Here is a 22625-nt window from a genome sequence, read left to right as displayed (position 1 = left end):
ATTTTTATTTACCGATTTTAAATAATATATTAACAAGACTGCATTAAAATACCGCAATTTTAAATAAAATAAAGGATAAAAAATGAGAAAAGTTAATAAAATTTACAAATCAAATAGTGCACATTGGGTCGGAGACGGATTTTTAGTTCAGCCACTTTTTAGTCACATGGGCGAAGATCGCGGCACTGATCCGTTTTTGATGCTTGATTACGCTGCGCCTCAGGTTTTTAAACCGAATTTAACGGACTTTCCAAGAGGAGTCGGACATCATCCGCATAAAGGATTTGAGACCGTAACGATAGCTTATAGCGGAGAGGTCGCACATAAGGATTCAAGCGGTGGCGGCGGAGTTATAAAATCGGGCGACGTGCAATGGATGACGGCTGGTGCGGGCATAGTGCACGAGGAGTTTCACTCTTTAGATTTTAGCCGTTCGGGCGGACTTTTTGAGATGGTTCAGCTCTGGGTAAATTTACCTAAAAAGCATAAAAACACTCCCGCAAAATACCAGCACTTATCGCGCCAAGCAATTCCTGTGATCAAATTTGCAGACGGTGCGGGACAAGCAAGGATCATAGCGGGAGAATTTGATGGAGTAAGCGGAGCGGCAAGCACATTTACGCCGATGAATGTTTGGGACGTTATGATAAATTCCGGCAAAGAAGCAGTTATAAACGTACCTGCTTCACATTCGCTTTCTATGGTTGTTTTGCGCGGAGAAGCTGTTTTTAACGGCAATGAAAGAGCGGGCGAGGCTCAGCTGGTAAATTTTGAAAAAGGCGACGGTGAAGTGAGAGTAAAGGCAGTCGGACAAGATGTAAAAATCCTTCTTCTTTCGGGCGAGCCTATAGATGAGCCGATTGTCGGATATGGACCGTTTGTGATGAATACAAAAGATGAAATTCGCCAAGCTATTGATGATTATAATAGCGGAAAATTCGGTAGCATAGGCTAAATTTGACCTGTTAGTGCGGAGTTATAAAATAGTAAGCGTAAAATCAAAACGGCTTTAAATGAGCCAAGAACCCATGGTCTAAAAGATGGGTGATGAGAATTTTTACGCTTATGCCTATGAGTATAACTCCGCCTAAAATAAGAGCCTTTTTTTCTAAAACTATACCTAAAAATTTCCCCGCATAACACGACAAAACGCATAGTATAAAGCAGATAGATCCTATCAAAATACTAGTATAAATGATATCTATATTCTCAAAGCTAAACGTCACTCCGACAGCCAGCGCATCGATGCTTGTGGCTATTGCGCCTATGGTTAGGACTTTTAGTCCTAAGTCATTTAAACAGGCTTCGTCTTTATGCTCTCTTGCTTCAAGTATCATTTTGATACCCAAAAATGAAAGTATGCCAAATGCTACAAAATGATCTATGGAAGCTATGAAGCTTACGAAGGTTAGCCCTAAAAAATATCCCAAAAATGGCATAAGAGCTTGAAAAAAGCCAAATATAAAAGAGACTTTAATGACCCCTGAAACGGTTAATGCGCGGCATTTTGCACCGCTTGCGATACTGAGCGCTACGCTATCCATAGCAAGGGCGAAAGCTAATAATAAAAGCTCCATAAATTCTCCTGAAAAAGGCTAATTTTACATTAAAACTAATTTTTTTAAGATTAAAATTCGGCTTTATTTGACGGAATTAAAATTTGATATTTTATGAGCGCAAATTTAGCGTATAAAGATAAATTTCAAGTGATGAAAAGCCAAAATTTAATATCATTTTATCTGCTTGCCAAGCCGAATTTATGCTTGCAGGGTTAAATTTAAAGGATATTATTATGAAAAAAATCGTGATTTTAGCGCTATTTTTTACTTTAAGCGCTTTTGGTACTGATTGGGGTAAGATGGTTGGAGACGGGCTTAAAGCCGTAAATCAAGCCTCTACAAAGAGCGATTATAAAAGCATGGTAAGCTCGGCTCTTGAGTATGCCGTAAAAGAGCTTTCAAATGACGGATTTATCAAAAATGCCTCGGCTAAAATTCCGCTTCCGCCAAGCTTACAAACGGCTGCAAATTTGGCAAAGAAAGTTGGCGGCGACAAGTGGGCAAACGAGCTAGTTACTTCCATAAACAAAGCCGCAAGTAGCGCAGTTCCCGGGGCTGCCGATGTCTTTTCAAAAACTATAAAAAACATGAGTGAAAGCGATGTCAAAAAGATCATGAACGGCGGAAATGATAGTTTTAGTAAATTTTTGCAACAAAATTCAAGCAAGGAGCTTGAAAAGATATTTAAGCCGATCATCGAAAAGATGATGAGTCAAAACAGCTTCGCGACAGCCTATAACGGGCTAAATTCTTTTGTCAAAAACTCGCTTGGTAACTCCCAAAGTATGAAGTCGGTTAAGTCGGTAGCTTCAAGCCTTGGCATGGGCGAATATGTAACAAACGATGGCGAGGATCTAAACGGATACATCACGAGAAAGACGCTTGATGGGCTATTTAAAGTGATGAGCGAAAATGAAAAGTCGCTTAGAAGCGATCCTGTGGGTTACGGCAAAAAAGCTATTGAAAATATTTTTAAATAATTTTAGTTCAAATTTAAGCTCATAAGATGACGAAAAAGATAAAGGAATTTGGCACTGATCTTGCTCTTGTAGTCGTTGCTGTCGTGTGGGGAGTGACGTTTTTACCGATGGCTGAAGCGCTTAAGAGCAACGGCGTTTTTGTCATTTTGTTTTGGAGATTTTTAATCTCAACTCTGTTAATGGGTTTGATTTCGATTAAATTTGTTAAGAAATTTGACCCAAATTCTCTTAAATTCGGCTCTTTGCTAGGCGTGTTTTTGTTTGCGGGCTTTGCGCTTCAAACCTTTGCCCTTAAATACACTTTTAGTTCGACGGTTGCCTTTATCACGGGATTAAATGTAGTTTTTGTGCCTTTTATAGTATTTTTATTTTTTAGGCAAAAAGTCTATGTTTATTCGTTTATAGGAGCCTTTTTATCGGCTTTTGGGCTGTATTTGCTAAGCGATAGCGAGCTTGGGTTTGGCAGAGGTGAAATTCTCTCCGTGCTTTGTGCCGTTGCTTATTCTGTTCATATCATATTTACGGGCGTTTTTGTGCGCAAATGCGAGCTTTATCAGATGGTTTGCATGCAGTTTTTAGTAGTAACCGCTCTATGTCTTTTTGCGGCTCTTGTTTTTGATACGCATAGCGTTTTGCCTGTGGCTAACTATGCATTTTTTAAAGCCGTTATCATAACTTCGGTGTTTGCGACCGTCTTTGCATTTTTTGTTCAGTCGGCGATGCAGCGATATACAACGCCTATGAAAACTGCGCTTATATTTACTTTTGAGCCTGTAAGCGCAGGACTTTTTGGATACTTTGTAGGCGGAGAAATTTTAAGCTCGTGGCAAATTTTAGGAGCGCTGCTTATACTTATTGGCATCGTTATAAGCGAGGTTGGAAGCTATTACAAGAGCCAAAAAGCTTAAATTTAGCGCCTGTTTATGGCTGCAAATATAAAAAAGCAGATCGAAGCTATAAGTATGATACTAGCTCCGCTGGTTAAATTCGCTTCAAAGCTAAGCCAAAGCCCCGATATGCAAAACGCAGCCGAGATAGCAGTAGCGTTTAGCATCATTGCGCCAAGGCGTTTAGAGAAATTTTGCGCGATATATGGTGGTATGGTAAGAAGCGCGATGACTAGGATAAGCCCCACTGCGCGTATCGTCATAACTACGCTTAGCGCCATCATACAAACCAAAACATAGTATAAAAGCGTGGTTTTTACTCCGCGAAGCTTGGCAAATTCCGCATCAAAACTAAGAGCTTCAAACTGCCTGTAAAGCAGCGTCACGATAAGCAAAATGACACAATCAACCGCCGCCATAAAGGCTAAATCGCTATCAGGCACCGCTAAAATCGAGCCAAAAAGATAGCTCATGAGATCTACGTTGTATCCGGGCGTTAGATCGATTAAGATAATGCCAAACGCCATCCCAAACGCCCAAAGTGCGCCGATGACCGAGTCCATTTTGCTCTTATCGTTTAGCGTGATGGTAGCTATCAGGAGTGCTAGAAATATCGCAAATCCGCTAGCACCCAAAAGCGGCTCAAGCGAGAAGTAAAACGCTAGCCCAAGTCCGCCGTAAGCTCCGTGTGCTATGCCTCCTGCGATGAAAACCATGCGATTTATCACCACAAGCGAGCCGATAACTCCGCACGCGATACTTACTAAAAGCCCTGCCATAAGGGCGTTTTGCATGAATTCCAAATTTAGCGCTTCTAGCATTTTTGCCCTTTGTCTAAGCTCTTGCAACCGCACTCCTTAAGCGCGATCTCGACATCGCAAAAGTGATTATGCTCGTGTGCAAGATGAGCGATGAATTCCTGTTTTGAACGATCGGGCGCGATGTCGTGCATGTGAATTTTGTGATTTACGTAAGCAACTTTCGTAGCGAAGCTAAGTGCGATATTTACGTCATGGCTTATCAAGATGACACCGATTCCTTCTTTGTTTATCTCGCTAAGCAGGCTGTAAATCGCGGCTTGCCCTTTGGTGTCGATGCTTGCTGTCGGCTCATCAAGCATGAGAATTTTAGCCTTTGCGCAAAGCGCTCTTGCGATATAAACTCTTTGCCTTTGACCGCCTGAAAGCTCGCCTATGCGAGAGTTTGCAAACTCGCTCATGCCGACTTTTTCAAGCGCTTTCATCGCTTCTGATTTATCGTCTTTGGTGTAAAAGCCGAAAATTTTCCTATCGATTCGCCCCATAAGCACCACTTCTAAAACCCTCATCGGAAAATTTGCGTTTATGAATATGTTTTGAGGCACGTATCCTATGGTTTTGCTAACCTCGCTAGGGTTTTTATCAAATATCTTTATCTCGCCGCTTTTAGGTCTTAAAAGCCCTAGCATAAGGCGAAGCAGGGTTGATTTGCCCCCGCCGTTTGGACCTATGATAGCTAGAAAATCCTTGATATCATAGTTTAAATTTATATTTTCAAATATCAAATTCTCATCGTATCCAAACGATAAATTCTCTATCTTAACTCCGTTCATAAAACCGATATCCTACCCGCGATAAAAAACATAAAAGCTCCCAAGCCAAACATCACTAAAAGGGCCAAAAATTCGCAGTAAATTTTTAAATTTTTATATTTTGAGAGCGCATTTACCTTTGTGCCAAAGACCGCTGCGATAAATATAACTACGCTCATGCCAAGCGCCATAAAAACACCGCTCATCACGCCTATAAACCAGCTATTTAAGCTAAACGCAAGTATAAAGACGATGATAGTGCCAGGACACGGCACAAGCGAGGCTGCAAGCGCTACAAACCACTCGTTTAGGCTCTTTGGCTTAACTTCCATTGCTTTACAAGCCGCACATCCGCAGTCTGCTTTGTGAGGGCTAAATTTGTAGTTATGAACTTTTGGCTTGAGCGATTTTAGCTTCGTAAATATCATATAAGCAGAGATCGCCATGATGATTAGGGCTGAAATTTTAGTCGTCAAATTTGCAGCGGAATTTGCTACGTTTGCCGCAAAACTTTCAAGCAAACTCATAGTAATCCAAACCAGCATGAGCGCGCCAAGCACGTGCAAAACTCCGATCTTAAGCGAGAAACCAAAAGCTTTTAAGTAGCTGCCTCCGCTTGCGGCAAAATATGAAGTCGTAAGCAGTTTGCCATGCCCAGGACCCGCAGCGTGTAAAAAGCCGTAGACGAAGCTAAAAAGCATGATAAGAGCAAATTTCGAAGCTTCAAATGCGGTTGAGTTTTCTTTGATGAGCTCTTTTAGTCTGTCTAAAAATCCTATCGTGGTTCTGGCAAGAGAGTTAAATTTCGCTTCGTCTATCGCGTCAATCTCTTCTAAAATTTTGTTTTTTACAAGCGAGCTAAGCTCAGGCTTGTCTTTGTTTGAAATTTTAGGTTTTTGCTCGCTCATCTCAAAAAACACGGTGTTTAAATTTGAATTTGGCACTATGAAAATGGATTCGGTTATCCTGTAAGGCTCGTCGTTTGCGATTTTGAAGTTAAAAAATCCTTCGCGATCGATTATCTCAAACACAACCACACGGCGAGGCAAAATTTCTAAATTTAGCTCCAAAACATACTCGAAATTTAGCCTGTTTTCTTCGATATAAACGCGCTGGCTCTTTGTTTTGACGAATAAATTTTCGCTCGCGCCCTCGCCGTCATAAAAGCTAACCGTAGTAAGATACCCGCGCGGCACGATGTAGTCAAGCAAGGACTTTTGGACGTTCCAAGCTTCTTTTTCGTTTAGCTTTTTATCGGCATCCTCATCGTATCCTTGCATGGTTAGCTCGGTGAAATTTTCTGAAAACGTCCATGTTATAGTAGCTGTTTTAAGCGTGTCGCTCCATGCGTCAAATTTGATCTGCGCATGAGCTGTGGGTGTGTAAAGTGCACAAAGCGCACACGAGTAGGCAATGGACGCAAAAAGCGTCAGTGCGGCCAGTATGCGCCCAAATTTCATCATTAAAGACTCTTAGCGAAAATTTCGGCTGTCTTTTTAAGCTCAGCCTCCCAATCAAGCGGGAGCTGATCTATCTCAACTACCTTTGCACCCGTTTCTTTTGCGATTAAATTTGCCGATTTTTTAGAAAACTGAGGCGCTACGAAGATGACTTTTACGCCGTGATCTTTTGCCTCCTTGATGAGGTTTGCAAGCTCTGCGGGCTTTGGCTCTTTGCCCTCGACTTCGATTGAAATTTGCTCTAAATCATAGCGCTTTGCAAAGTATCCCCAAGACGGATGATACACGATAAATTCGCGGTTTTTAAGATTTGCAAGCTTATCTTTGATGAATTTGTCAAGTTCGTCTAGCTTAACGAGAAATTTCTCGTAATTTGCGTTATAAAGCTCTTTATGCTCGGGAAAAACTCTAACAAGTCCGTTTAGGATGTTTTTAGCCTGAGTTTTTACAAGCACCGGATCAAGCCAGATGTGTGGATCAAGCCCGTCGTGGCTATGACAATGCACTTTTCCGTTGTACTCGTGGCAATGCTCTTTTTTATCGTGCGTGTGCCCCTCATGCTCATGCTCTTGCATGGCGACTCTTTCTACTCCTTTTTGAGTAAAAATAAATTTTAGCTTTGGAAACGACTGCTGAAATTTCGGCAACCAAACCTCTTCAAATTCAATGCCTATGGCAAAATAAAGTTTGCTGTTTTCAAGAGATTTCATCTGCTTTGGTTTTGGCTCGTAAGTGTGAGGATCAGCTCCTAAAGATACCATGGTATTTACTTCAACCGTGTCGCCTGCGATTTGTTTTACGAAAAATTCCTGAGGTAATATACTTACGCTAACGACGGGTTTTGCAAAGCATACAAGCGCGCCAAAACATAAAAAAGCTAAAATTTTCTTCATCTTAAACCTTTTTTTAAATTTTTAGGGAAGTATAGCAAAAGCAACTTAGTTGCGAATTAATGCTTTTTTATATAAATTTTAGTATGATAGCTTTTGAGATTAAACGAAAGGATGAGATGTCGCCTCAAGAGCTCTTAAGGATAAACGATATAAAGGCAACTCCGCTTCGGTTGCAAATTTTAGAAATTTTATCTCGCGCCGATACTCCGCTTGGGTATGATGAAATTCTAAGCAAAATTAAGGCCAATAAAACGACATTTTACCGCTCGATGGAGATTTTTGAAGCTAAAGGCATTATCGTAAAAAGCGAAAACAACCACAAAAATTTCTACGAGCTTGCAGGCGAGGCAAAGGCGTATTTTGTGTGTGATGTTTGCAGAAAGATGACAAATATCGATATGCCCAATTTAAGCCAAAGCCACGTTAAAAGCGTAGTCGTAAAGGGAATTTGCGACGATTGCTTTTAAATTTCCTCATTTTCGCCGTAAAGCTCCGCAAGATGACCCGGGATCGCCTTTGGACGCTTTTTGTCAAGGTCAAAATATACGTAAGTGGTTATGGCTTTAGCTATGATCTTGCCGTCTTTTATAAATTCGTAAAATCTGTTTGAACTAACTTTTCTAGCCTGCTTTGTCCATGTTTTTATCTCGATCTCGTCGCCTAAATAAATTTGCTCTAAATAGTCGATTTCGTTGCGTTTTATAACCCAAGTCGAGTTGTTTTTAAGCTGCTCTTCAAACGTATCTCCTACGAAATTTGAGTGCGCAAAAGCCGCTTCTTGCATCCAAACAAGATAGTATGCGTTGTTTGCGTGGTTGTTTATGTCTATGGCCTCTTTGCCTACTTTAAATTTGTAGCTAAAAATTCTCATATTTGTCCTTTTGTTTGATACAATTGTAACTCAAATTTTTAAAAAGGCGGTTTTATGAAGAGCTCTTGGGATAAAAAAGCGGCTAATTACTCAAGATATGAGGGTGAACTTAGCGAATTTCAGCGAGGATTTTTTAATAAACTTGATGAGTTTGGTATAGATTTTAATGATAAAACACTTATAGATGTAGGGTGCGGAACAGGTGTTTATACTCTGTATCTATCAAATTTGTGTAGAAACGTAACAGGACTCGATCTCTCGACTAAGATGCTTGAGTGTATGAGAGAGGATGCTGATAAATTTGGTGTGTCAAATTTAAGAGTAGTTGAGAGCAGTTGGGATGACTTTAATGAGGATAATGTTTACGATATCGCTTTTAGCACGATGAGTCCGGCGATAAACAGCATAGAAGGGCTTGATAAATTTATTCGCACCGGCAAAAAGCGAGTTTTTATGTGGTGGAATAAGCAAAGACATTCAAACGTGCTTGAGAGATTTTATAAAATTTACGGAGAGCGTCAGTGGAGCGAGAGGTTGCCTCATTTTGAATACCATTTGGATATGTTAAAAATTCCGGTTAAATCGCATATTTTTAATGAGGTAAGAACAAGGGATATAAGTGTTGAAAAAATGTATGAAGATATGATCTGGCATTTAGAGATAGGAAATCTAAAATTTGATGAAAAAGAGGTAAAAGACGAGCTTTTAAGCATCTGTAAAGATGGAAAAGTAACGGAAACAGTAACATCTTCAATGAAGCTTTTGGTATTTTAGGCTATAATCTAGTCGAAATTTATTCACTGAGGTCTAATTCAGAATGTTACGGCTTGTTTTGTTGTTTTTTGTTTTGATGGAATTTTGCCTAGCTTCTCAGGTTGCGCCTATTAAACCATTGGATTATGATAGGCAAAAAGCGTTACTAGGCAAAAGCTTATTTCATGATACTAGACTTAGTCCAAGCGGAACAGATTCTTGCGAGAAGTGTCATAATCTATATTGGAGCCCAAGCGGCACTAGCTTAAAAAATATAAAAATATCATTTAAGCAGACATTAAATTCTCCTACTGTTTTAAATTCTGCTTTGAATTATTTATTTTTTAAAGACGGAAGAGTTAAAAATATCAGAGAACAAGTGATTGAAAGCATAGTCGACATAAATCAGCTGGGTAGCAGTGAAAAGCTTGTTGTAGAAAAGGTAAGTTTAAATCCTCATTATAAACATAAATTTAAAACTCTTTATAAGGATGGGGTTACTTTCAATAATATAGTTGATGCTATAGTAAATTTTCAAAAAGCCTTATTAACTCCAAACTCCAAATTTGATAAATTTATAAGTGGTGATAATACTGTTTTGTCTGAAGATGAAAAAAAAGGATTTGAGCTATTTAAGAAAGCAGGTTGTATTAATTGCCATAATGGAGTAAATTTAGGCTCCAATGTATATTACGATATGCAGCTTGATTGTAATTTAGATCAAAATTCAACCGGTATTGCAAAATATAAAGTTCCTGGCTTGAGAAATATATCAAAGACTGGTCCATATCTTTATGATGGTAGCGAACGCGATCTAAAAGATGTTATAGAACACATTGCCAATTTAAGAATGCAAAATGAAATTAATAAAGAGCAAATAGAGTTAATATATAAATTTTTACTCACTTTAGATGGTGATAATCCGGAAATTTTAAAATGAGAAGTAAAATTATTTTATATAAAGCACTATTTTTATTAATGTTTTTAAATATGTTTATTGGAGGAATGATAGTATATAAGGCGAACGAAAACGTAACTTCTAGTTATAGCTTAAAAGACTCAGTTATAAATTTGATAGATATTAATAGAGACATAGACTTTATGCTCGGTAAGACATTCTTATACTCTGATTATGATAGGCTTATGGAACTTCTTGCGAATTTTGACTACGGATTAAGAGATATACTAAAACTTAAAAATTTACATGCGTTTAGAGAAATTTCTTCTGGTATGAAATTTTTTCAAGATATTAAGTACACGTTTAAAAAGAAAGTCGAACTTATAGATAAATTTAATTCAACCGCTATATTTGCAAATTTGATCTATGATGACATACTTTTTAGTTCATTTGAGGAGTTAAAACAGAGCAGGTATTTTAATACTATAATGGCCAATATATTGCTATTTAAATATGACATCAATACCGATTTGACCAAAACAAAAAATCTTCTGAATCAACATTTTACAGAAGAAAATCTAAGCGAAAATGATGTTAAATTTATAACAAATGCCAATAGGCTTATTGAATACTATGAGAGCGCCCAAAGTATATTTAAAAGAATACAAGAGCTTTATATGCAAAAAGAACTTGATATATTGCTGGATGGCAATAAAGTTTATATGAATATAGCTGCTACAAATTTAAAAAATATGACTATTTTATTTTTTGCTCTTATGGTTATATCAATACTTTTAATTTATTTGACATACAGGAAAACAAAAAATATATTAAAGTATCTTAATGATTTACAACAGGCTACGGATAATAGCTTTGGTTCAATAGTTTTTACAGACTTGAATACCAAGATAAAGTATGTAAATAAGATATTTGAACAAACTACGGGTTATAAACTTGAAGAAGTTGTTGGTAAAGACGCTAATATTTTAAAATCTTATCAGCATAGTAATGAATTTTATAGAAGCATTACAAATTCTTTAAAAAATAATCAGGTTTGGGAGTGTGATGAGTTAATAAGTTTAACCAAAGATAAAGAATTTTTAATAGAAAAAGTAATGTTCTTGCCGCTATTTGATTCTGATGGTAATAAGGATGGATACCTATCGGTAAAACTTGATAAGACAAAAGAAGTCATGATAGAAAAAGAGCTTAAGGAAAAAGAAGAAAAGCTAAGGGATATGGCATTCTTTGATAGCCTTACCGGTTTTGGAAGCTATTTTGCCCTTACTCAAAAATTAAATGAGTATCCAAGCGGAATGCTTATTTATATAAATATAAATCACTTCGTGGATTTTAGATTTTTTTATAAAACAAAAACAGTCGATCTTATTATAGAATCCTTTGCCAAAACTATAAAACTTTGCATAGATACTTATAATATGCCTGCTTTTATATATAGAGTTCAATTAGATGAGTTTTGTATTTGGTACGAGGGAGTGTCTGTTGAAAAGGATATAAGACATTTAAGAGATTATTTTAAATCAAATGATCTATCTATTATGGTGGATGGCAGGAAAGAGCTTATACCTAATATTAAGATGACTATAGGCGTTAGTCTTGATAGAGACACCATTCAAACCAACCGCCTTACTCAAGCTATGCTTGCTCATTATGAGGCTACCAATAAGGGCGAGCCTGTAATATACTACAACGAAAATAGCCCGGTAGAGCAGCAATATTATCAAAACCAGATAATGTCAAGGATCATAGAATACGCCATATATAATGATACTGTCATAGTGGAATGCCAGGGTATATATGATATATCTTCTGATTTAGACGATGAGCCAAAGGCAAACTATTATGAAGTTTTAGTTCGTATTGTGGATGAAAACGGCAAAATTCGTTATCCTGGCGAATTTTTGGATATTGCTAAGAAAATTTCTTTATATAATGATATAACCAAAAAAGTAATAGGTCACGTATTTAGACTTGTTGAGAAATTCCCTAAAGTTAAATTTTCGATGAACCTTTCAAATAGCGATATAGAAAATGTCCAAATTAGAGATATGATAGAGCAAAAGCTTAAAATTTGCTCCTATCCAGAAAATGTATATTTTGAAATTTTAGAGTCAGAGGGTGTTGATGACTATGAAGCGGTGAATTTGTTTATAAACAAAATTCATAGCTACAACTCCAAAATTTCAATTGATGATTTTGGAAGCGGATATTCTAATTATTATAGGATTTTAGAGCTTGATATAGACACTATCAAGATAGATGGCTCTATTATCAAAAAGCTTCCATTCGATAAAAACGCAAGATATCTGGTTCAGACCATTGTAGATTTTGCCAATAGGCAAAAGTACAATGTGGTTGCCGAGTTTGTAAGCTCTCCTGAAATTTTAGACGAAGTTAAAAAATTTGGCATTAAATATGCTCAGGGATATCTTCTTGGCAAGCCTGTTTCGCCAAATAATATCAAGCTATAATTTAATACGTTTATCAAATATCTTTCTTATTAATATTACGAAAAATAAAAAAGATATAAAGATTAGAGCGTAGAATATATAGCTCATGATAGGATTTGATCCGGTTTCGCCATTTTTAAGCTCTTTTACTGAAACCGCATTTCTAAATTTATCCAGTATAGTTATTCTCCATCCATAGTATTTTATCTGTACTTTCTTTTGGCTTATCGCAAAACTTTGCGCCATTGCTTGAAGATCAGCCGAATTAAATTTAAAATAAAACGGAAAGCCAAATCCTGTATCTTCGTTTCTATAAGTCATTACTTTTGTGCCATTTATCTCTTGGGTGTATATGAAATAGACATCTCTAGTTGGCCCGTCGGCAGGATTTTCTCCGTTTATTAGACCGTCTTTATCTACTCTTTTTACCTCTCCTCCGGTTATTAAAGCCGTTTCATAATGAGGAAACGAGTAATTTACTACTACCGCCAATGCTATATGGACTATTAAAGCGATAGTTATTAGAAGTTTTTTAGTAGATTTTTGTAAGATTTCTTGAAAAGACATATTTTCCCTTTTTTGATTTTTTAGTATTTTACAATATAAGTATGAATTTGATATTTTTTCAAATTAAATTCAGCCAAAATCTACTAAACAAATTTTAAAATATAAATATTATTTTTATGCAGGTTTAAATTTTATGAGAAGAGTTATTTATATAAGCATAGATGATACCGACGAGATAGGATATCTTAAATCTACCGGAATGCTAACTGAGATGATGGCTGAGTTTATAGATAGCAATTTTGCGCCATGCTCTTTTGTGAGTCGTCATCAGCTTTTTATAGATGAGCGAATAAATTATACCTCACATAATAGCTCCATGTGCTTTACGACACATTTAGATGAAAATGAGTTCGTTAAAGTAATTAAATTTGTAGAAAAACTACTAATAGACGAGAGTGCTCCTAGCTCTGAGCCGGGATTCGCGATAGCTTTTGAAGATGAAATTTTAAACATAAATGAGTTTATAAAATTTGGCAAGAGAGCAAAATGCGAATATATAACAAAAGATGAAGCTTATAGCGAGGCAGCTAAACAAAATATCTACCTAAAAGAGCTTAAAAATGCAGGACATAGTATAATAGGCACGCTTAGCGGTATAGCTTTAAGGCTTGATGGCAACGACGGCAGAGTCAAAGGCAAAACTAAGATGCCAAAAGACGAGATGAGTGTAAAAGAGCTTTTGGATTTAGGCTTTTGTGATGAGGTTTTGGATGAAAATTTTAATCTCGTTGATAAAAAAGAAAAGATAATTACAAAATCGAAATTAAAGTTGATAGTTAAAAATTTCAAAGCAGTTTTGCTTGTAAAATCTGATAAGAATGGAAAATTTATTCCATACGATATAGAAGAACTTAGAGAATTTTAATGGATAAATTTCAAAATTTTAGCTTAGACGGAGTTTTTTTATTTGGTAAATTTTCTTATGAAAATGCTAGGAAAACGGCAGTAAAGTGTGAGTTTTTTACAACTGATAGCGATGAGGATGAGCTTGTAGATAGTTATCTAAAGAGTTGCTATAACTGTCTTTTTAGAAGATGGAGTAAGGAGAGCTTTGAGTGTTTAAAGTTAAAATAGTTTATAAATTTTTACTTATTGTATTTTTGTTTTTAGGAATTTCTATTTTGACATATTCAGGATTTAAATTTGCAAATGGGGACTACACGGAATTTTTTATGAGTTTGCATAAAATTTGTGGTTTTAGTATCCCTGTAATCGCTGTTTTGCATATAATTATAAAAAGAAGAAAGCTAGTAAAGCTTGCAAATGAATTTTTAGATGTGGTTTTGAAACGAAAAAATCCATCTTATTGCAATATGGATAGGCTTATTATGGCTCTTGAAGACCACACTATAAGTAGCGTTGCAAATACTCTAAATTTAGATGCCGATGAGTTGGTTGGCATCTTAAGAGATGGCGGGGTAAAGCTAAATAACAAAGATCAAACCTTAAGACAAATTACCAAGCTAAATGATGAGAAGATTTTTTATGCTCTTGTTTTGATTATAGAGAGAAAATTTGCAGGAAAGAGCCTGGATTTAAAAAGTTGCAACATATAATTTATCTTTAAAATTTATACAAAATATATCTATAAATGAATTCAAATCACATATTTTATCTACTTTTAAATATTTATAAAATAAAATTATTTTTTAATATTTTATATTTTTAAAGCTAGTATTAATCGTATTTTTAAAAATATAAAAAATATATAGTAGGAGTTTAAATGAAAAAAACAGCTTTGATTGCTTGTAGTGTCGCCTTGGCACTTCATGCTGAAGTTTTTGAGCTTGGTCAGGTAGAATTTGTATCTAAGCTTGCTGGCGGTAGCCAAAAAAGTGATGCCAACGTAGTTGTGGTAGATAGTGAGCAGATGCAAAAAAATCAAGTTAAGAGACTATCTGAAGTAGCTTATATGACGCCTGGTGTTTATGTAAACAAAAAGGGACCAAGAGCAGAGCAGAATTTTTATGTTCGCTGCTTTGACGCTCGTAGAGTTCCACTTTTTATAGATGGAATTCCTGTTTATATACCTTATGATGGGACTGCTGACTTTGGACGCTTTACCACTTTTGATTTAAGTCAGATAAATATATCAAAAGGCTCAAGTAGCGTACTTTATGGTGCAAATACTATGGGCGGAGCGATAAATTTAGTATCTAAAAAACCGACCAAAGAGCTTGAGGGTAGCCTGGGATATGGATTTGAGACCGGAAAAAGTAGTAAAACTTACGGAAATAACTTTGACTTTAATATAGGCTCAAGGCAAGAGTTGTTTTATGTCCAGGCAGGCGGAAGCTTCATGGAGGATAATGGTCAACAGCTTTCAAATGATAGAATAATATAATTATTAAGCACCAATGATGATTTGGCTTGCTTTAATAACAGCAACTACTTCATCACCTGCTTTAAGAGCTAGATTCTTAGCAGATTCGTTTGTAATAATAGCGCTTAGCTTATCTCCACCAGCTATCTCGATATCTATTTCTGCATTTACTGCGCCTAGTTTAACCTCTGCAACTTTACCTTTGATTTGGTTTGTTGCACTTAGTTTTAATTTATTATCACCCTTAGCAACTATAATGCTAGAAGCTTTAAATATATAAACTACCTCTTTACCTACTTTAAGATCTAGTTCGTTTTGAGAATCTACTGTAACAGTAGCCTTTACAATCTCTCCACCTTTTAGACTAGCAACTACTAATGAGTTTACTGCACCTGTTTTAAGCTCTGTGATTTTAGCTTGAAGCTGATTTCTTGCACTTAATGACATGTTATTTCCTTTTAAAGTTTATTGGATTTTTTAAATCTCATGCAGAATCTTACATGTATAATTTTAAATGAAACTTAAAAGATGCTTATATAAAAATATAACTTAATATTCACTATATAGAATATTTCTCAAGCCCTAAATTTATGGTATATTTTAATGTAAAATAAAAAGTTAGAATAATAGAAATTATAATTTTAGTGTCTTGAAATTTGTGTAGTGAAGTTAAAAATCAGAGAATAGATTTTGTAAAATTTGAATAAAAGTTATTTTATTTGGTATTTTTTAAAGAAATAGTGTGTGTTTAATGATTGATTTTGTTAGATTTCTAAGAAGTCAAATTTGACCTCTTAGAAAAATATTATTATATAGGTAAGACTCTAATATTTGGACTCAAATTTTGCTGCAAAACAGCTTCTATCGCATATAGCGTTCCGCCTGCTCCGCTTGCGCATCCCGAGCATGCTCCAAGATAGCGGATGTAGATATCGATGATGCCTTTGTCGTTTTTCTTGATGTCAAGGATCTCCATATTGCCCCCATCCATCATAAGCATAGGGCGAATTTCGGCATCTATAACCGCTTCAACCGCTTTAAGCTGACCAACTACCGTAAGCTCTTCAAATGCTAGATCAGAATCATTGCCTGAAATTTTAGCATCCGCGATAGCTTTTAGCTTTTCAGCTTCCATCTGCGCTCTGGTTTCCGCTAGGATATCGACTAGATAATACTCTCTTTTTTCATGTCCGCCCGGCTTAATGCAAGATTTACAAAATGCACCCGCTTTGGTATATTGAGTTATCTCTTCGACCGTTTTTAAGTCATTCATTCTGATTACATCGCGAATCGTGCCAAGGCTTATGCGGGCGCACTCACATACGATGATCTCATCTTCAAAATGATCAGGATCCACGCCTTTGTAACTTGCCGCAGCTGCCTTGATAACGTCGTAAGCCATAACCGAGCAGTGCATCTTTTGAGGCGGAACCGCAGGAGTGTAAGGGTCATCTCTCATCGCTTTTTCTACGTCTATGTTTGTGATCTTAACTGCCTCATCAACTGTTTTTCCTATACAAAGCTCAGCCATAGTGTCCGAGCTTGCTATCGCCGTGCCACAGCCAAAGCTTTTAAATTTCGCATCCATGATGATGTCGGTCTTTTCGTCTACCAGCCAGTATAATCTCACCGCATCGCCGCAGCTCTCAGCGCCAAAATCAGCTACTATCAGCTTACCGGCACGCTCTTTTGCCTCTTCTTCCGTGATTTGTCCCATATTGCGAGGGCTGTTCATCAGGTCTTGAACTTTTTGTGAGTACTCATCCCAAATCGAGCCGCCTATTAAATCGTGTTTTGCCATTTTATTCCTTTTTAGGTCTGTTAGCTACTTAGCTAAACTACCTCTCTCTTTCTTTTAAATTTCTAAATTTTATTAAAGCCCGCTTACGTGACCTTGCGGCGTATAAGCAAATGTGCTTGAAATAGCTCTTAGTCTCTCAACCGCTTTTTTGATATGCACTATCGCGTAGTCGATCTCTTCTTCTGTGGTGAACCTAGAAAGCGATAAGCGCAAAGCGGTGTGTGCTAGCTCCTTATCGGCTCCGATAGCTTCCATGATAGGGTTGCTCTCAAGCGTTTCGCTTGCACATGCCGAGCCTGTTGAAGCTGCAATTCCTGCTTGGTTTAGATCCCAAAGCATAGCTTCGCCTTCTACACCTTTAACTGCTGCTAATATCGTGTTTGGAAGGCGGTGAGCCCTATCTCCAACAACTGAAATTTCAGGTATCTCAAGTAGTGCGTCTTCAAGCTTATCTCTTAGTCTTCTAACGTGTAGGTTTTCAAATTCTATTAGCTTATTACTGTTTTCCAGCGCTTGCGCCATACCGACGATGCCTGCTACATCAAGCGTTCCGCTTCGTCTGCCGCCCATGTGCTCGCCTCCGTGAAGCAGGCTTGTAAGCGGTTGAGAATTTTTGATGTAAAGCCCTCCGATGCCCTTTGGGCCGTGAAATTTATGCGCCGAAAAGCTCATAAAATCAACATTTACATCTTGAACGTCTATCTTTATCTTACCTACCGTTTGAGTGGCATCGGTGTGAAATAGCGCTCCGTTTTCGTGCGCGATAGCGGCAAGCTCTTTTATAGGAAATATTGTTCCGGTTTCGTTATTTGCCCACATTACGCTAACAAGAGCAGTCTTATCATCTATCAAATTTCTTAAATCTTCCGGATTTAAAAGCCCGTTTTCATCTACCGGGATATGGCTTACCCTTATGCCAAATTGCTTTAAAAATTCGCATGCAGCGCCTGTTGCAGGGTGCTCGACTGCACTGATGATGATATGATCTTTTTCTTTATTTAACATATGATCAAAAAACAGACCTTTTATGACCCAGTTGTTGCTCTCAGTCGCGCAACTTGTCACTATAATATCGTCTTTATCGCGAGCATTTAATGCAGTGTAGAGCTGATCCATGGCACGGCGAAGAGCTGGATGCGTCTCGCTTCCAAATCTATGAAGGGAGTTTGGATTGCCGTATTTTTCGCAATAAAACGGTTTCATCAGCTCAAAAGCTTCAGGATCAACCATCGTAGTTGCGTTATTATCTAAATAAACTCTCAAAATTTTGCCCTTTAATTAGGATAGATTTTATCCTTTTTTATTTTTTCAGGATATTATAACAAATTGCATAAAATTTAGTTTAAAATTTGGGCTTAATTTTTTCAATTTTGGTGTGATTTTGATATTGAATTTATATTGAAATTCTTTATCAATTTATGAATTATCCGTATTCCGATCTTGTATGCTATTAAAGTGATAAAAAATAATCAAAAATTAATTAATTTTTTTAAGGATTTGGATACAAGTTTTAGATATTTGATTTTCATAATATACAAACAATGTTTTCGTGTAAATTTGTAGAAATTTTGTTTATGTTATTCTAAGTAAATTTAGTTTATCTCACTAAGCATATGTTTCGTTTGCTCAAAACTAAAGCCAGCATCCTCGTCTTGTTTTAAAAATTTATCTATAAATTCACGTTTTGAGATTGCTGTATCAAGCTCTTTATCGTTGCCTTTTTGATAGGCTCCTATGCGAAGAAGAACCTCGTTTTCTTTTATTAGAGAGTAGAAGCGCTTAAATTTGGCTATATTTGCTTTGTGCTCAGGCGTGATTAGATCGTTCATCACGCGCGAAGCCGAGTTTAGGATATTTATCGGAGGATAAATTCCAAAGTCTGTTAATTCCCTACTTAGCACGATGTGACCGTCTAGTATCGAGCGGCTTTGATCTGCTATCGGATCGCTCATATCATCGCCGTCAACCAAAACCGTAAAAAACGCTGTTATACTGCCTTTTCCTTCCTCTTTGCCCGCCCGCTCCATAAGCTGAGGAAGCAACGTAAGCACAGAAGGTGGATAGCCTTTAGACGTAGGCGGCTCGCCAAGCGCTAGTCCTATCTCGCGCTGAGCCATGGCAAATCTTGTTACGCTATCCATGATAAACAGCACATCTTTGCCTTGGTTTTTGAAGTATTCTGCTACGCTCATAGCGCAAAATGCGCCGTATTTTCGCATAAGAGGGCTATCATCGCTTGTCGCTACGACTAAGACGGTTCCACTTAGATCTCCGTGTAAGTTCTTTTGGATAAATTCCGGAACTTCGCGCCCACGCTCACCTATAAGGGCAACTACTTTAATAGGAGCTTCGGAGTTTTTTACTATCATTCCCATTAGGGTGCTTTTACCAACCCCGCTTCCTGCGAAAATTCCAAGTTTTTGGCCTTTACCGCAAGTTAAAAGTCCATCTATGCTCTTGACTCCTACGCTAAATACCTCATCTATTAGCCCCCTTTTCATCGCGTCAATTGGAGCTTTCATGATAGGCACAAATTTATCTGCATATATTGCGCCTTTGCCGTCTTTTGGATTCATAAACGGATCGACAACGCGTCCAAGAAGAGCATCTCCGACTGGAATTTTCATCCCTTGATCGCTAAGATATACAAGATCTCCTATCTTATAGCCCTCGACAAAGCCAAATGGCGATATAAAGGCTCCATCCTGCTTGATTTCAGTTACCATTCCAAGACCTCTTTTGCTCTTATCGCGAGCCACGATCTGCACTATATCGCCTATGCTTGGTCTAAGTCCTGAAATTTCAATGGTAGTTGATGAAATTTTATTTATCACTCCAAATACGTTTGAAAGGGATAAATTTGAGTTAAGCTTAGATTTTAAGCGCTCTAAACTCACTAGAATCTTACCTCTTTAGGAGAATTTATGAGCGAGAAAAACTCTTTGCGAGTATCGGTATCTTTTATAAAACACCCTCTAAGTGCCGAAGTTGTCGTAGTTGAGTTTATCTTTTCAACGCCTCTCATCTCAACACACATATGCCTTGCTTCAATGACTACTCCTACTCCTTTAGGTTTTATCACATCTTGAATAGCGCTTGCGATCTGCTCGGTCATTTGCTCTTGAATTTGAAGTCTTCTAGCAAAAATATTTACCATGCGCGGAATTTTACTAAGTCCCACAACCCTGCCGTTTGGGATATATGCGACATGAACTCGCCCGATAATAGGCAATAAATGATGCTCGCAAAGGCTATAAAACTCAATATCTCTCATCATGACCATTTCATTGTTTGAGCTTTCAAAAAGCGCATCGTTTAATACAGTTTTTGGATCTTGCTCATATCCTTGAGTTAGAAATTTAAAGGCTTTAAAAACCCTCTCAGGAGTCTTTATAAGCCCTTCACGATTTACATCTTCTCCGATTATTTCAAGCATGTTTTTTACTGAACTTTCAAAGCGAGCTTGATTATTGTTTTCTTGCATTTTTACTTTCCTTGAAATTTAGTAACATTTTACATCAAAGCGCCTTTTGCATTGATAAATTTCAAATTTATACAACTAATAAGGAAAATTTTGATATATTCGTTAGAAAATTTTTACTTTTAAAAGGAAATAGATGGAAATCAAAACCAAAGTTATAGATACTGCTAACGCTTCAGTAACGGCAAAAATTACAAGCGACGAGGTAAAATCAAAGCTTGAAAATCTTGCAAAAAAAGCAGCTAAAAATATGAAAATCGATGGCTTTAGAGCCGGAAAAGTACCTGTTAATGTTGTTTTAAAACGCTATGAAAAAGAGCTAACTCAAGATGCAGAGCAAGACGCTTTAAAAGATGTGTTTGATGTGGCTTTAAAAGAGCTAAAAAGATCTAACGATGAAGTTATCGGCGAGCCTATGTTCGTAAAATTCGAGAGAGAAAATGGCGGTATTGATGCCGAGATTGAAATTTCATTTAAGCCTGTTGTAAATTTAGACGGTTATGAAGAGCTTATACCTGAATTTTCAACTCCTCGCGTAATGAAAAAAGAGATTGATGATAAAAAAGATGAGCTTTTAAAGATGGTAGCTCCACTTGAAAAAGTTGATAAAAAAGAACTAGAAAAAGGTGACTTCGCTAAATTTGACTTTGAGGGCTTTGTGGATGGCGTTGCGTTTGACGGCGGTAAGGCTGAAGGCTATGTGCTTGAGATTGGTTCAGGCCAGTTTATACCTGGATTTGAAGATGGTATGATCGGTCTAAAAATTGGCGAAGAAAAAGATGTGCAAGTAACGTTCCCGGCTGAATATGGTGCGCCAAATTTAGCAGGTAAAGCGGCTGTATTTAAAGTAAAATTACACGAAATTCAAGGCAAAAATGTGCCAAATGAGATTAGTGAAGAGTTGCTAAAACAACTTATGCCAAGTGAAGAGAATGCAAGTGTTGAGTTACTTGAAGAGAGAATCAAAGATCAGATCAGAGCTGATAAACAATTTAAACTTGTAAATGAAGAGCTTAAACCAAAATTTGCTGAAGCTATAGTAGAGAAGTATAAATTTGATATACCTAAAAATATAGTTGAGCAAGAGATTGATATGCAGTTTAGAAATGCATGGGCAAGCTTTAGCGAAGATGATATGAAAAAATTTAGAGAGGATAAGGATGCTCTTACAAATAAACGTGAAGAGTATAGAGAAGATGCTATAAAGAGCGTTAAACTAACGTTTGTTATAGATGAACTTGCACGCAAAAGAGGCGTTACTGTAAGCGATCAGGAACTTATCCAAGCAATTTATTTTGAAGCGTATCGTTCAGGACTTGATCCAAAACAACACCTTGAAAACTATAAAAATCAAGGAATTTTACCAGCTATTAAGATGTCGATGATAGAAGAGAAGCTCTTTAACGAAATGTTTGATAAAAAAGATGAGACAAAAGAGGCTAAAAAACCTGTAAAAGAGAAGAGTGAAAAATCCGATAAAGAGCCTAAGAAAACTACAAAAAAGGCAGATAAATGAGCTATTACGTCCCATACGTAATCGAGCGAACAAGCAAAGGCGAGCGAAGCTATGATATCTACTCTCGCCTATTAAAAGATCGCATCGTAATGCTAAGCGGGGAGATAGAAGACGGTATAGCCTCTTCTATCGTGGCTCAAATGCTGTTTTTAGAAGCTGAAGATCCAGATAAAGATATCTACTTATACATAAATAGTCCTGGTGGAGTTATCACGAGTGGCTTTAGTATATATGATACGATGAATTACATCAAGCCAGATGTGTGCACGATCTGCATAGGTCAAGCAGCATCAATGGGGGCATTTTTGCTAAGTTGCGGAACACATGGCAAGAGATATGCGCTTCCAAATTCTCGCATCATGATACACCAACCGCTTGGCGGCGCTAGAGGACAAGCGACTGATATAGAGATACAAGCAAAAGAAATTTTGCGTATGAAAGAGATTTTAAACTCTATTTTGGCTAAAAATACAGGCCAAAAACTAAGTAAAATCGCCAAAGATACTGATCGTGATTTTTTCATGAGTTCGTTTGAAGCCAGAGAGTATGGACTTATAGATAAGGTTTTGGAGAAGAGCTTTAAATAAGCGAGGTT

Annotated in this window: 25 protein-coding genes; 13 read left to right on the top strand and 12 right to left on the bottom strand. The window is 37.0% G+C overall.

Going from position 1 to position 22625, the window contains the following annotated elements; all coding sequences use genetic code 11:
• The first annotated feature begins 82 nt into the window (after positions 1 to 82).
• Positions 83 to 955, top strand: coding sequence for a pirin family protein (locus tag CDOMC_RS09265; protein WP_172129510.1), 873 nt, complete (start codon positions 83 to 85; stop codon positions 953 to 955).
• Positions 956 to 998: 43 nt separating this feature from the next.
• Here the strand turns inward: CDOMC_RS09265 and CDOMC_RS09260 are convergent, their stop codons facing one another.
• Positions 999 to 1577: a manganese efflux pump MntP gene (locus CDOMC_RS09260; RefSeq protein ID WP_172129509.1), complete on the bottom strand. Its 579-nt coding sequence runs from the start codon at positions 1575 to 1577 to the stop codon at positions 999 to 1001.
• A gap of 215 nt (positions 1578 to 1792) precedes the next feature.
• Here CDOMC_RS09260 and CDOMC_RS09255 point away from each other — a divergent pair, with 215 nt between their 5' ends.
• A complete protein-coding gene (locus CDOMC_RS09255; protein ID WP_172129508.1) occupies positions 1793 to 2539 on the top strand; it encodes a DUF4197 domain-containing protein in 747 nt (248 codons plus the stop codon).
• Between the two features lie 26 nt (positions 2540 to 2565).
• Positions 2566 to 3447 (top strand): DMT family transporter, encoded by an 882-nt coding sequence (locus tag CDOMC_RS09250; protein WP_172129507.1) that lies wholly within the window; start codon positions 2566 to 2568, stop codon positions 3445 to 3447.
• A gap of 2 nt (positions 3448 to 3449) precedes the next feature.
• Here CDOMC_RS09250 and CDOMC_RS09245 read toward each other — a convergent pair whose 3' ends face one another.
• From CDOMC_RS09245 to CDOMC_RS09230, 4 genes are read right to left on the bottom strand one after another with little or no spacing between them, the layout of a single operon-like run.
• Positions 3450 to 4247: a metal ABC transporter permease gene (locus CDOMC_RS09245; RefSeq protein ID WP_172129695.1), complete on the bottom strand. Its 798-nt coding sequence runs from the start codon at positions 4245 to 4247 to the stop codon at positions 3450 to 3452.
• Positions 4241 to 5017: a metal ABC transporter ATP-binding protein gene (locus CDOMC_RS09240; protein ID WP_172129506.1), complete on the bottom strand. Its 777-nt coding sequence runs from the start codon at positions 5015 to 5017 to the stop codon at positions 4241 to 4243. Before CDOMC_RS09240 ends, CDOMC_RS09245 begins: the two co-directional genes overlap by 7 nt.
• Positions 5014 to 6456, bottom strand: a complete 1443-nt coding sequence (locus tag CDOMC_RS09235) for a HoxN/HupN/NixA family nickel/cobalt transporter (protein ID WP_218975677.1) — start codon at positions 6454 to 6456, stop codon at positions 5014 to 5016. Before CDOMC_RS09235 ends, CDOMC_RS09240 begins: the two co-directional genes overlap by 4 nt.
• A 2-nt stretch (positions 6457 to 6458) precedes the next feature.
• Positions 6459 to 7349, bottom strand: a complete 891-nt coding sequence (locus CDOMC_RS09230) for a metal ABC transporter solute-binding protein, Zn/Mn family (RefSeq protein WP_172129504.1) — start codon at positions 7347 to 7349, stop codon at positions 6459 to 6461.
• A 116-nt stretch (positions 7350 to 7465) separates the two neighbouring features.
• Here CDOMC_RS09230 and CDOMC_RS09225 point away from each other — a divergent pair, with 116 nt between their 5' ends.
• Complete coding sequence (locus CDOMC_RS09225) at positions 7466 to 7816, top strand: Fur family transcriptional regulator (protein WP_172129694.1); 351 nt, start codon at positions 7466 to 7468, stop codon at positions 7814 to 7816.
• On the opposite strand, the gene CDOMC_RS09220 is transcribed toward CDOMC_RS09225, so the two are convergent.
• Positions 7813 to 8220: an acyl-CoA thioesterase gene (locus CDOMC_RS09220; RefSeq protein WP_172129503.1), complete on the bottom strand. Its 408-nt coding sequence runs from the start codon at positions 8218 to 8220 to the stop codon at positions 7813 to 7815. The two genes, CDOMC_RS09225 and CDOMC_RS09220, sit on opposite strands and share 4 nt — an antisense overlap.
• Positions 8221 to 8274: 54 nt before the next feature.
• Between CDOMC_RS09220 and CDOMC_RS09215 the strand changes: the two genes are divergently transcribed.
• The 3 genes from CDOMC_RS09215 (at position 8275) to CDOMC_RS09205 (ending at position 12363) form a co-directional block, all read left to right on the top strand.
• Positions 8275 to 8994, top strand: coding sequence for a class I SAM-dependent methyltransferase (locus CDOMC_RS09215; protein ID WP_172129502.1), 720 nt, complete (start codon positions 8275 to 8277; stop codon positions 8992 to 8994).
• A gap of 76 nt (positions 8995 to 9070) precedes the next feature.
• Positions 9071 to 9913: a cytochrome-c peroxidase gene (locus CDOMC_RS09210; protein ID WP_236861313.1), complete on the top strand. Its 843-nt coding sequence runs from the start codon at positions 9071 to 9073 to the stop codon at positions 9911 to 9913.
• Positions 9914 to 9963: 50 nt separating this feature from the next.
• The gene (locus CDOMC_RS09205; protein ID WP_218975676.1) at positions 9964 to 12363 is read left to right on the top strand and encodes a bifunctional diguanylate cyclase/phosphodiesterase; all 2400 of its coding nucleotides are present in this window, start codon (positions 9964 to 9966) and stop codon (positions 12361 to 12363) included.
• Here the strand turns inward: CDOMC_RS09205 and CDOMC_RS09200 are convergent.
• Positions 12358 to 12909 carry a DUF1523 family protein gene (locus CDOMC_RS09200; protein ID WP_172129499.1) on the bottom strand — a complete coding sequence of 184 codons (552 nt, stop codon included), beginning with the start codon at positions 12907 to 12909 and terminating at the stop codon, positions 12358 to 12360. The genes CDOMC_RS09205 and CDOMC_RS09200 overlap by 6 nt on opposite strands.
• Before the next feature lie 133 nt (positions 12910 to 13042).
• Between CDOMC_RS09200 and CDOMC_RS09195 the strand changes: the two genes are divergently transcribed.
• From CDOMC_RS09195 to CDOMC_RS09180, 4 genes are all read left to right on the top strand, one after another.
• A complete protein-coding gene (locus CDOMC_RS09195) occupies positions 13043 to 13774 on the top strand; it encodes a hypothetical protein (protein ID WP_172129498.1) in 732 nt (243 codons plus the stop codon).
• Complete coding sequence (locus tag CDOMC_RS09190; RefSeq protein WP_172129497.1) at positions 13774 to 13983, top strand: molybdopterin biosynthesis protein MoeB; 210 nt, start codon at positions 13774 to 13776, stop codon at positions 13981 to 13983. The genes CDOMC_RS09195 and CDOMC_RS09190 overlap by 1 nt, the downstream gene beginning before the upstream one ends.
• A complete protein-coding gene (locus CDOMC_RS09185; RefSeq protein WP_172129496.1) occupies positions 13965 to 14465 on the top strand; it encodes a chemotaxis protein in 501 nt (166 codons plus the stop codon). The genes CDOMC_RS09190 and CDOMC_RS09185 overlap by 19 nt, the downstream gene beginning before the upstream one ends.
• Before the next feature lie 167 nt (positions 14466 to 14632).
• The gene (locus tag CDOMC_RS09180; protein WP_172129495.1) at positions 14633 to 15253 is read left to right on the top strand and encodes a TonB-dependent receptor plug domain-containing protein; all 621 of its coding nucleotides are present in this window, start codon (positions 14633 to 14635) and stop codon (positions 15251 to 15253) included.
• Positions 15254 to 15256: 3 nt separating this feature from the next.
• Here CDOMC_RS09180 and CDOMC_RS09175 read toward each other — a convergent pair whose 3' ends face one another.
• The 5 genes from CDOMC_RS09175 to folE all read right to left on the bottom strand — a co-directional run bounded on the left by CDOMC_RS09175 (position 15257) and on the right by folE (position 20517).
• Complete coding sequence (locus CDOMC_RS09175) at positions 15257 to 15679, bottom strand: TOBE domain-containing protein (protein ID WP_172129494.1); 423 nt, start codon at positions 15677 to 15679, stop codon at positions 15257 to 15259.
• A 361-nt stretch (positions 15680 to 16040) separates the two neighbouring features.
• Positions 16041 to 17033 carry an iron-sulfur cluster assembly scaffold protein gene (locus tag CDOMC_RS09170; protein ID WP_172129493.1) on the bottom strand — a complete coding sequence of 331 codons (993 nt, stop codon included), beginning with the start codon at positions 17031 to 17033 and terminating at the stop codon, positions 16041 to 16043.
• Between the two features lie 72 nt (positions 17034 to 17105).
• Positions 17106 to 18296 carry a NifS family cysteine desulfurase gene (locus CDOMC_RS09165; protein ID WP_172129492.1) on the bottom strand — a complete coding sequence of 397 codons (1191 nt, stop codon included), beginning with the start codon at positions 18294 to 18296 and terminating at the stop codon, positions 17106 to 17108.
• A gap of 329 nt (positions 18297 to 18625) precedes the next feature.
• Positions 18626 to 19930 carry a flagellar protein export ATPase FliI gene (fliI, locus tag CDOMC_RS09160; RefSeq protein ID WP_172129491.1) on the bottom strand — a complete coding sequence of 435 codons (1305 nt, stop codon included), beginning with the start codon at positions 19928 to 19930 and terminating at the stop codon, positions 18626 to 18628.
• A complete protein-coding gene (gene folE, locus CDOMC_RS09155) occupies positions 19930 to 20517 on the bottom strand; it encodes a GTP cyclohydrolase I FolE (RefSeq protein WP_172129490.1) in 588 nt (195 codons plus the stop codon). Before folE ends, fliI begins: the two co-directional genes overlap by 1 nt.
• Before the next feature lie 133 nt (positions 20518 to 20650).
• Between folE and tig the strand changes: the two genes are divergently transcribed.
• Both tig and clpP read left to right on the top strand, forming a co-directional pair.
• On the top strand, positions 20651 to 22030 hold the full coding sequence (tig, locus tag CDOMC_RS09150; RefSeq protein WP_172129489.1) for a trigger factor: 1380 nt from the start codon (positions 20651 to 20653) through the stop codon (positions 22028 to 22030).
• Complete coding sequence (clpP, locus tag CDOMC_RS09145) at positions 22027 to 22617, top strand: ATP-dependent Clp endopeptidase proteolytic subunit ClpP (RefSeq protein ID WP_172129488.1); 591 nt, start codon at positions 22027 to 22029, stop codon at positions 22615 to 22617. Before tig ends, clpP begins: the two co-directional genes overlap by 4 nt.
• Positions 22618 to 22625: the final 8 nt, after the last annotated feature.

This window comes from Campylobacter sp. RM16192, from assembly GCF_004803855.2.
Classification (GTDB): Bacteria; Campylobacterota; Campylobacteria; order Campylobacterales; family Campylobacteraceae; genus Campylobacter_A.
Note: the sequence above shows the minus strand (reverse complement) of the source record. Positions and strands in the feature narration are given on the sequence as shown.

Excerpts from the sequence above, each read along its gene's own strand:
- CDOMC_RS09250 (WP_172129507.1), top strand. The coding sequence starts at position 2,566 with ATGACGAAAAAGATAAAGGAATTTGGCACTGATCTTGCTCTTGTAGTC.
- tig (WP_172129489.1), top strand. The coding sequence starts at position 20,651 with ATGGAAATCAAAACCAAAGTTATAGATACTGCTAACGCTTCAGTAACG.
- folE (WP_172129490.1), bottom strand. The coding sequence starts at position 20,517 with ATGCAAGAAAACAATAATCAAGCTCGCTTTGAAAGTTCAGTAAAAAAC.
- clpP (WP_172129488.1), top strand. The coding sequence starts at position 22,027 with ATGAGCTATTACGTCCCATACGTAATCGAGCGAACAAGCAAAGGCGAG.
- CDOMC_RS09175 (WP_172129494.1), bottom strand. The coding sequence starts at position 15,679 with ATGTCATTAAGTGCAAGAAATCAGCTTCAAGCTAAAATCACAGAGCTT.
- CDOMC_RS09255 (WP_172129508.1), top strand. The coding sequence starts at position 1,793 with ATGAAAAAAATCGTGATTTTAGCGCTATTTTTTACTTTAAGCGCTTTT.
- CDOMC_RS09210 (WP_236861313.1), top strand. The coding sequence starts at position 9,071 with ATGGAATTTTGCCTAGCTTCTCAGGTTGCGCCTATTAAACCATTGGAT.
- CDOMC_RS09220 (WP_172129503.1), bottom strand. The coding sequence starts at position 8,220 with ATGAGAATTTTTAGCTACAAATTTAAAGTAGGCAAAGAGGCCATAGAC.
- CDOMC_RS09215 (WP_172129502.1), top strand. The coding sequence starts at position 8,275 with ATGAAGAGCTCTTGGGATAAAAAAGCGGCTAATTACTCAAGATATGAG.
- CDOMC_RS09235 (WP_218975677.1), bottom strand. The coding sequence starts at position 6,456 with ATGAAATTTGGGCGCATACTGGCCGCACTGACGCTTTTTGCGTCCATT.
- CDOMC_RS09180 (WP_172129495.1), top strand. The coding sequence starts at position 14,633 with ATGAAAAAAACAGCTTTGATTGCTTGTAGTGTCGCCTTGGCACTTCAT.
- CDOMC_RS09225 (WP_172129694.1), top strand. The coding sequence starts at position 7,466 with ATGTCGCCTCAAGAGCTCTTAAGGATAAACGATATAAAGGCAACTCCG.
- CDOMC_RS09200 (WP_172129499.1), bottom strand. The coding sequence starts at position 12,909 with ATGTCTTTTCAAGAAATCTTACAAAAATCTACTAAAAAACTTCTAATA.
- CDOMC_RS09230 (WP_172129504.1), bottom strand. The coding sequence starts at position 7,349 with ATGAAGAAAATTTTAGCTTTTTTATGTTTTGGCGCGCTTGTATGCTTT.
- CDOMC_RS09245 (WP_172129695.1), bottom strand. The coding sequence starts at position 4,247 with ATGCTAGAAGCGCTAAATTTGGAATTCATGCAAAACGCCCTTATGGCA.
- CDOMC_RS09170 (WP_172129493.1), bottom strand. The coding sequence starts at position 17,033 with ATGGCAAAACACGATTTAATAGGCGGCTCGATTTGGGATGAGTACTCA.
- CDOMC_RS09205 (WP_218975676.1), top strand. The coding sequence starts at position 9,964 with ATGTTTATTGGAGGAATGATAGTATATAAGGCGAACGAAAACGTAACT.
- CDOMC_RS09190 (WP_172129497.1), top strand. The coding sequence starts at position 13,774 with ATGGATAAATTTCAAAATTTTAGCTTAGACGGAGTTTTTTTATTTGGT.
- CDOMC_RS09260 (WP_172129509.1), bottom strand. The coding sequence starts at position 1,577 with ATGGAGCTTTTATTATTAGCTTTCGCCCTTGCTATGGATAGCGTAGCG.
- CDOMC_RS09240 (WP_172129506.1), bottom strand. The coding sequence starts at position 5,017 with ATGAACGGAGTTAAGATAGAGAATTTATCGTTTGGATACGATGAGAAT.
- CDOMC_RS09195 (WP_172129498.1), top strand. The coding sequence starts at position 13,043 with ATGAGAAGAGTTATTTATATAAGCATAGATGATACCGACGAGATAGGA.
- CDOMC_RS09265 (WP_172129510.1), top strand. The coding sequence starts at position 83 with ATGAGAAAAGTTAATAAAATTTACAAATCAAATAGTGCACATTGGGTC.